Raw genomic sequence first — 6,697 nt, 5'->3', positions numbered from 1 at the left:
TTTCCCCTCCACGAATTTCAATGCCCGGCACGGGACCGCCGTTTTTACCTGCGTCGGCGGTCCCACCCCTCGGGGCTTTTCAAACAAACATTCAAACACCGTTCGCATGGACTGGAAGTGCGGACATGCTGCACATGCTTGCAAGTCGCTTCGCATGGATCGCTTGATCGAATTGCACCACGCGACCATCGCGTTGCAACAGAAGCTGCGAGCACAACGCATCGTGATTTAACGCTCAGCAATGTGTAGCTCACGCAATCATCCTTGACTTGCGTATAAAGCAATTGGCAGTCTGCTCTCATACAAAAAGCATCGGGCAATGACCCAGATGCAAGTCTAGGGAGAGATACCATGAGCTCATTTCTGAGGCCGCTTGCGGCTGCCAGTATGATCGTTGCTGGCGCCCTTGCTTCAACAGCGCCAGTGATGGCGCAACAGCCGATCAAGATCGGCCTTCCCACATCGATCCAGTTGCAAGTCGGCCGTGACACCCAGAACGCGGCGAAGATGGCGATCGAGGAGATCAACGCCAAAGGCGGACTGCTCGGTCGCAAGCTGGAAATCGTCGTTGCCGACGAGACCGAGAATCCCGAACAGGGCATCGCCGCGATCAAGAAGCTGACGGCCGATGAGAAAGTGGATGTGCTGATCGGCGGCTATACGTCGGGCGTGACGCTCGCACAGCTGCCGCATATCGTGAACGCCAAGACGATCTATCTCGGCGTCGGTGCCGCCTCCCCCGCCATCACCGCCAAGGTGAAGACGGATTACGAGAACTACAAATATATCTTCCGCGTCTCGCCGATCCATGCCGGCCATCAGGCCCGCGCGCTGGTGGACTTCATCAATGGCAAGCTCAAGGGCGAGATGGGCTTGAAGAAGGTTGCCATCGTCGGCGAGAATGCCAAATGGGTGCAGGATCTCGTTCCGATCCTGAAGAAGGGCGCCGTCGAAGGCGGCACCGAGGTGCCACTGTCGGAATTCTTCGACACGTCGACTTCAGACTTCTCGCCGCTCTTCGCCAAGGTGAAGAATTCCGGCGCGCAATATCTGATCGTCATCCTGTCGCATGCGTCGAGCGACATCTTCGTCAAGCAGTGGCATGACGCCCAGGTGCCGATCCCGATCGGCGGCATCGACGTCAAGAGCCAGGATGCGGACTTCTTCACCCGCGTGAGCGGCAAAGCTCTCGCCGAGACCGTGGGCCTGTTCGCCACCCGCGCCGAGCTGACGCCAAAGACCATTCCGTTCTGGGATGAGTTCGTGAAACGCTTTGGCACCGCCCCGGTCTATACCGGCGTTGGCACCTATGATGCGGTTCACGTCTATGCCGAAGCGGTGAAGCGCGCCAATTCGGTGGAGCCGGCGGCCGTCATCAAGGAACTGGAAAAGACCGACTATGTCGGCATCGCCGGCAAGATCCAGTTCGACGAAGTACATGACGTGAAACAGGGACCGGGCCTGCAGAACCTGCTATTCGCGCAGTGGCAGAAGGACGGCGCCCGCGTCGTCGTCTGGCCGAAGGACTCCGCAAAGGGCCCGATGATCCCGCCGCCGTGGATGAGCAACTGAGGTCAGCGCCTCACACGCTGGTTGTCATCCCCGCGCATGCGGGGATCCAGTAGACACTGCTGCTCCGGATTGAACCGCAGCACCTCCGTTTACTGGATCACCCGCTTTCGCGGGTGATGACAAGCGGCGAAGCTTCCACCGTCCTGCCCTCCACCAGCGGAATGTCATGCTCCAGATCCTGATCTACGGCGCCGTGTCGAGCGCCATCTATGCCATGCTGGCCGTCGGCTTCACGCTGATCTTTGGCGTCGCCCGCATCCTCAATCTCGCCCATGGCTCGTTTTATGCGCTCGGCGCCTATTCGGCTTATGTCTTCACCTCGCTGCTCGGCTTCCCGCTGCTGATTGCAGCGCCGCTCGCCGTGCTGCTGGTGGCCGGCTTCGGCGTCATGATGGAGCGCTTCCTGGTGCGCCCGCTGCGCTCGTCGCAACTCGCGGTGCTGATGATTACGCTCGCCGTGTCGCTCGCCGTCGAACAGGCGCTGTTCATCACCTTCGGCTCCGAATATCGCAACGTGCCCTCATTTGTCGCCGACAAGCTGACTATCGGCGGCGTCGATATCGGCGGCCAGCGCCTGCTGGCGCTCGTAATGGGCGTGCTCGTCCTGCTGCTGCTGTGGCTGTTCATCCAGCGCACGCGCCTCGGCGCTGCGATCCTTGCGGTGTCGCAGGATCCGGAAGCTGCGCAGTATATGGGCATCCCCACCAACCGCATCTTCTCCATCGTAATGGCGATCTCGGCCGGCACAGCGGCGCTGGCAGGCATCCTGGTCTCGCCCTTTCTCACCGTGCAGCCGACCATGGGCCTGCTGCCGATGGTGAAGGCCTTTGCCATCGTCATCGTCGGCGGCCTCGGCTCCATCCCCGGCAGCATCATCGCCTCGCTGATCCTCGGCTATTCCGAGACCATCGTCGCCTATCTCATCTCCACATCATGGACGGAGCTGGTGTCCCTCGTCGCCGTCGTGATCACGCTGATGATCCGCCCGGCAGGCATCCTCGGGCGGCGGGCGGCATTCTGACATGAAACGCATCGCCCCCATCGACATCATCGGCGGCCTCGTCGTCATAGGCATCCTCGCTGCCATCCCGGCCGTCACCGGCAGCAACTATCTCACCGGCGTCCTGACCGTGTGTGTGGTCTACGGCATCTGGGCCGCGAGCTGGGACTTCATGTCCGGCCTGACCGGCCGCGAGAATTTCGGCCACTCGCTGTTCATCGGCGCCGGCGCCTACACGGCCGGCTTCCTGTCATCGCTCTGGGCGGCAAATCCCTGGTACAGTCTGCCGCTGGGTGTGGCGGTCGCGGTCGCCTTCGCCGTCCTGGTCGGCTTCCCGACGTTGCGACTGCGCGGGCCCTATTTCGCGCTGGCGATGCTGTCGACCTCGGCGATCCTGCAGCGCCTCTGCCTGATCTTCTGGGAATATACCGGCGGCGAGGAAGGCATCTACGGCCTCGACCCGCTGATGAAATCACCGCTGCATTACTACTGGTTCGCACTCGGCATCCTGGTCGTCACCGTGATTGTGCTGACCTTGCTGGCGCAATCGCATTGGGGGCTGCTGCTGCGCGCCATCCGCGGCGATGAGGCCACCTGTCAGGCCGCCGGCATCAATGTGACCTTTTACAAGATCGTATCGCTGATGATCTCCGCCGGCTTTGCGGGCCTCGGCGGCGCGCTTTACGCGCATTATCAGCTGCAGGTGTCGCCACCGCTATTTTCCGTCGTCGTCTCCATTACCGTCATCATCATGGTCTATGTCGGCGGCATCGGCTCGATCTACGGCGCTGCCGTGGCTGCGATCCTGCTGACGCTGCTCACCGAGATGCTGCGCGGCTTCGGTGAATACCGGCTGTGGATCTACACGCTGACGCTGATGCTGATCCTGTTCTTCCTGCCCAATGGTTTGATCGCGCCGCTCTGGCGCCGGATGACGGAGCGCCTGCGATGAGCGATCTCCTCGAAGTCAACGGCGTGACAAAACGCTTCGGCGGGCTCACCGCCGTGAAGAATGCCAGTTTCACCCTCAAGAAGGGCGACTTCACCGGCATTCTCGGACCCAACGGCGCCGGCAAGACCACGCTGTTCAACATCCTCACCGGCTTCATGCAGCCGACCACGGGCACCATTCACTTCAATGGCGAGCTGGTGCGTGAGCTCGCGCCCTACAAGGTGGTCAATCGCGGCATGGCCCGCACCTTCCAGCTGACGCGGCCATTCATCGGCATGAACCTGCTTGAAAACGTGCTGGTGGCCTGCATGTCGCCCCGCGCGAGTCAGGATAAGGACAAGGAGGAGCGCGCGCGTCACTTGCTCGCCCAGGTCGGCCTCGGCGGTCGCGACAAGGAGCCGGTGGAGACGTTGCCTTATGGCGACCTGCGCCGCCTCGAAATCGCGCGTGCGCTGGCCACGCGGCCTGATCTCCTCCTGCTCGATGAGCCCTTCGCTGGCCTCGGCAGCAGCGAGATCGAACAGCTGGCGCAACTGATCCGTCGGCTCCATCGCGAGGAGAACCTCACCATTCTTCTGATCGAACACAAGCTGCGCGAATTCATGGCACTCGTCTCGCGCGTCATCGCGATGAACTTCGGCGAGATCATCGCCGTCGGGCCGCCCGAGGAGATCGTGAAGAACGAGAAAGTCATCGAGGCCTATATCGGCAAGACGGAGGACGCCCATGCCTCTGCTTGAAGTCAAAGACCTCAAGGTCAGCTATGGCAAGGCGCTGGCGATCGAATCTGTCTCCATCAGGGTCGAGAAAGGCGAGTTGGTCGGCGTGCTCGGCCCCAATGGAGCCGGCAAGACGACGTTGCTGAAGGCGATCTCACGCTCGATCGCAGCGCAGGGTACGCTGAATTTCAAGGATGCCTCGCTGCATTCCATCGAACCCTACAATGTCGTCGCCAAAGGCATCTGCCACTGTCCGGAGGGGCGAAAGCTGTTTTCCGAACTGTCGGTGCTGAAGAATCTTCAGCTCGGCGCTTATCTGCGGAAGAACAAGGGCGAAATCGATTCCGATCTCGAACGCGTGTTCACGCTCTTTCCAGTGCTGCGCGAGCGGCAGTGGCAGCAGTCCAGCACACTGTCCGGCGGCGAACAGCAGATGGTCGCAATCGGGCGTGCGCTGATGGGACGGCCGGAGCTGCTCTTGCTGGATGAACCTTCCGTCGGCATTGCCCCGCGATTGAAGGGATTGATCTTCGATTCGATCACGCAAATCAGGAAAGACGGAACGGCGATCCTGATCGTCGAGCAGGATGCGACTTCGACGCTGCGGATTGCCGATCGCGTTTACGTGCTGGAGCATGGCCGCACCGTGCGTGAGGGCACCGCGCAGGAAATCGCGGGCGATAAATATATTCAGCAGATTTATCTGGGGGTGTAGTTTCTGCCTTCTCCCCGCTTGCGGGGCGAAGGTGGCCCGGCGTAGCGCAGCGAAGCCGGGTCGGATGAGGGGGACTCTCCGCGGTGACGGAATTTGTGGAGAGTCCCCCTCACCCGCCTCCCACATGCTTCGCATGTGAAAGGCGACCTCTCCCCGCAAGCGGGGAGAGGTTAGAAATCACTGCTTCCGCGTATACAGATGGAACCCGCCATAAATCCCCGAGCGATCCTGCGCGAGTCCCTGAGCGCTGCGTTCGGGATCGCGCTGCCAGGTCTGGCGCAGCGGGGCGTGGACCTCTTCTTCCAGCGGCGATTCGGCGCCGGCGGTGCGGAAGATCACGCGGATGCCGTCATTGCCGGCGCGATCGATGGCGTCCCACAGCGCCCGGATTTCATCCGGCGCCATCCAGTCCTGCGAATCCAGCAGCACCACGGCGTCGATCGCACGCGCAGGCAGGCTCTCGATGAACAGACGCAGATTCGCATGCACCGGCGTCACCAAAGCAGCACGGCTCGACGTATCGGCATAACGGCTCTGCTGCAGATAAGGCGGCAGGCAGGTGTCGCCGGGGCCGACATAGCTGCGGCTCAGGGCCTGCCAGGCGAAGTAGTTGTTGGCATTCGGATGTACGTCGATCAGCGCCATGGTGCGCTGATACAGCACCTCGTTGAGCGGCTGGTCGCCGGCCAGCAGCGTGCGCTGTTGAGGCGGGATGCCGAGGCTGAACACCAGCGCCGGCGTACGCGTCAGCAGCTTGGCGAACCAGGAGTGATAGACGCTGTGCAGCTTCTCCAGCGCCTGTTTGCGCGCGGGCGAGCCGGCCTCGCATTTCAGCAACGCATCGAGATCAACGCCTGTGACTTTCGCAATCATGTGGCCGAAGCCGATGAAGCGGCCGAGCGCACCATGGCGATAGAAGCCGTCGGTGAAATAGCCATAACGCGGGCGGCCGATGCCGAAGAAGGTGCGCTCATCCCAATAGCCGCGTGCTTCTTCATCGAGATAAGGGCGCAGGCGCTCGCGATAGAGCTGGGCATTCGCCTTCGAATTACCTTCGCCAAAGAACGTCCAGAAGTCCTGATAGTTCGGCAGCGCGCGCAGGCCGGCAAGCTTCAGCTTCAACAGCGACAGATGCGCCTCGTTTAGATCCACCGCATAGACATGCGCCGGCTTCGCCGCGAGATAGGACAGCGCATTGCAGCCGCCGCTGGAAATGGTGACGATGGACGAACCGGGCTTCAGCTGAAGCGCAGCCATATCGGCTTCCGGATCTTCCCAGATCTGCGTATAGACGAGCCGTCGGAACCAGAAGGCGAAGAGAGAATCCCACACCGTTGCTTCATCGCGGGAGCGGCTGTTGCGAACGGCGTCGGCGATCAGTTGGGTGTTCATAGCGGTCCTTTTGACGGCCCCAAATCGACAATCTGAAATTTTTATCAACCGCAGACTGCAGTTTTGCGACAGACCTTCTCCGAACCAGTCCTCTCGCATGACAAATCCACTGTCACATCGTCGTCGTCTTCGCCTGACAAGGGTGCGATTCAATCCGACATCCGACGAGGTGCATCGTGACGATTGTCTCCGAAGCCGAAACCACTCCTGCGACCTGGCCAAACGACGCCACCCATCGCATGAATCGGATGTATCGCTGGCAGCGCTTCATCTATGACGCCACGCGCCGCTATTACCTGCTCGGCCGCGATCAGCTGATCCTAGACCTGAAACCGGCGGCAGGCGCA

At 61.3% G+C, this 6,697-nt stretch carries 7 protein-coding genes and 1 pseudogene; 7 read left to right on the top strand and 1 reads right to left on the bottom strand.

The window, feature by feature from the left end; genetic code table 11:
* The 6 genes from ACIQ2A_RS25140 to ACIQ2A_RS25115 all read left to right on the top strand — a co-directional run.
* On the top strand, positions 1-232 hold a 232-nt coding region (locus ACIQ2A_RS25140; RefSeq protein WP_398484652.1), incomplete at its 5' end, for a hypothetical protein.
* A 119-nt stretch (positions 233-351) separates the two neighbouring features.
* Positions 352-1,572: an ABC transporter substrate-binding protein gene (locus ACIQ2A_RS25135; RefSeq protein WP_398484649.1), complete on the top strand. Its 1,221-nt coding sequence runs from the start codon at positions 352-354 to the stop codon at positions 1,570-1,572.
* A 166-nt stretch (positions 1,573-1,738) separates the two neighbouring features.
* Positions 1,739-2,593, top strand: coding sequence for a branched-chain amino acid ABC transporter permease (locus ACIQ2A_RS25130; RefSeq protein WP_398484647.1), 855 nt, complete (start codon positions 1,739-1,741; stop codon positions 2,591-2,593).
* 1 nt (position 2,594) lies between these two features.
* Positions 2,595-3,524: a branched-chain amino acid ABC transporter permease gene (locus ACIQ2A_RS25125; protein ID WP_398484645.1), complete on the top strand. Its 930-nt coding sequence runs from the start codon at positions 2,595-2,597 to the stop codon at positions 3,522-3,524.
* Positions 3,521-4,264 (top strand): ABC transporter ATP-binding protein, encoded by a 744-nt coding sequence (locus tag ACIQ2A_RS25120; RefSeq protein ID WP_398484643.1) that lies wholly within the window; start codon positions 3,521-3,523, stop codon positions 4,262-4,264. The genes ACIQ2A_RS25125 and ACIQ2A_RS25120 overlap by 4 nt, the downstream gene beginning before the upstream one ends.
* A complete protein-coding gene (locus tag ACIQ2A_RS25115; protein ID WP_398484640.1) occupies positions 4,251-4,958 on the top strand; it encodes an ABC transporter ATP-binding protein in 708 nt (235 codons plus the stop codon). Before ACIQ2A_RS25120 ends, ACIQ2A_RS25115 begins: the two co-directional genes overlap by 14 nt.
* Positions 4,959-5,135: 177 nt before the next feature.
* Here ACIQ2A_RS25115 and ACIQ2A_RS25110 read toward each other — a convergent pair whose 3' ends face one another.
* Positions 5,136-6,350 carry a DUF3419 family protein gene (locus ACIQ2A_RS25110; RefSeq protein WP_398484638.1) on the bottom strand — a complete coding sequence of 405 codons (1,215 nt, stop codon included), beginning with the start codon at positions 6,348-6,350 and terminating at the stop codon, positions 5,136-5,138.
* Positions 6,351-6,523: 173 nt separating this feature from the next.
* Between ACIQ2A_RS25110 and ACIQ2A_RS25105 the strand changes: the two are divergent.
* Positions 6,524-6,697 (top strand): annotated as a pseudogene (locus ACIQ2A_RS25105) (SAM-dependent methyltransferase); the annotation flags it as partial.

It is taken from the genome of Tardiphaga sp., assembly GCF_044336785.1.
In the GTDB taxonomy this organism is placed as follows: Bacteria; Pseudomonadota; Alphaproteobacteria; order Rhizobiales; family Xanthobacteraceae; genus Tardiphaga.
Note: the sequence above shows the minus strand (reverse complement) of the source record. Positions and strands in the feature narration are given on the sequence as shown.

Bases quoted from the DNA above. Each gene is read 5' to 3' on its own strand.
- ACIQ2A_RS25135 (WP_398484649.1), top strand. From the start codon at position 352: ATGAGCTCATTTCTGAGGCCGCTTGCGGCTGCCAGTATGATCGTTGCT.
- ACIQ2A_RS25115 (WP_398484640.1), top strand. From the start codon at position 4,251: ATGCCTCTGCTTGAAGTCAAAGACCTCAAGGTCAGCTATGGCAAGGCG.
- ACIQ2A_RS25120 (WP_398484643.1), top strand. From the start codon at position 3,521: ATGAGCGATCTCCTCGAAGTCAACGGCGTGACAAAACGCTTCGGCGGG.
- ACIQ2A_RS25130 (WP_398484647.1), top strand. From the start codon at position 1,739: ATGCTCCAGATCCTGATCTACGGCGCCGTGTCGAGCGCCATCTATGCC.
- ACIQ2A_RS25125 (WP_398484645.1), top strand. From the start codon at position 2,595: ATGAAACGCATCGCCCCCATCGACATCATCGGCGGCCTCGTCGTCATA.
- ACIQ2A_RS25110 (WP_398484638.1), bottom strand. From the start codon at position 6,350: ATGAACACCCAACTGATCGCCGACGCCGTTCGCAACAGCCGCTCCCGC.